Consider the following 709-nt stretch of genomic DNA (forward strand, 5'->3'; position numbering starts at 1 on the left):
GCTATCCTCGTTGTTGCCGCTACTGACGGTCCGATGCCGCAGACTCGCGAACACATCCTTCTCGCTCACCAGGTTGGCGTGCCGAAGATCGTCGTGTTCATGAACAAGTGCGACATGGTTGACGATGCCGAAATTCTCGACCTCGTCGAAATGGAAGTCCGCGAACTTCTGTCCAAGTACGAATTCGATGGCGACAATACCCCGATCATCCGCGGTTCCGCTCTCAAGGCTCTCGAAGGCGATCCGGAATACCAGGACAAGATCATGGAACTCATGGACGCTTGCGACACCTACATCCCGCTCCCGCAGCGCGATACCGACAAGCCGTTCCTCATGCCGATCGAAGACGTGTTCACGATCACTGGCCGCGGCACTGTCGCTACTGGCCGTATCGAACGCGGTATCGTTCGCTTGAACGACAAGGTCGAACGTATCGGTCTCGGTGAAACCACCGAATACGTCATCACGGGTGTTGAAATGTTCCGCAAGCTTCTCGACGACGCTCAGGCAGGTGACAACGTTGGTCTCCTCCTCCGTGGCGCTGAAAAGAAGGACATCGTCCGTGGCATGGTTCTCGCCGCTCCGAAGTCCGTCACCCCGCACACCGAATTCAAGGCTGAAATCTACGTTCTCACGAAGGACGAAGGTGGCCGCCACACGCCGTTCATGAACGGCTACCGTCCTCAGTTCTACTTCCGCACCACCGACG

General features: G+C 57.1%; 1 protein-coding gene. It reads left to right on the forward strand.

Going from position 1 to position 709, the window contains the following annotated elements; genetic code table 11:
• Nucleotides 1–709 (forward strand): GTP-binding protein (locus B3A20_RS05080; protein ID WP_290762567.1); only part of this gene is annotated, 709 nt, incomplete at both ends.

This window comes from Fibrobacter sp. UBA4297 (assembly GCF_002394865.1).
Classification (GTDB): domain Bacteria; phylum Fibrobacterota; class Fibrobacteria; order Fibrobacterales; family Fibrobacteraceae; genus Fibrobacter.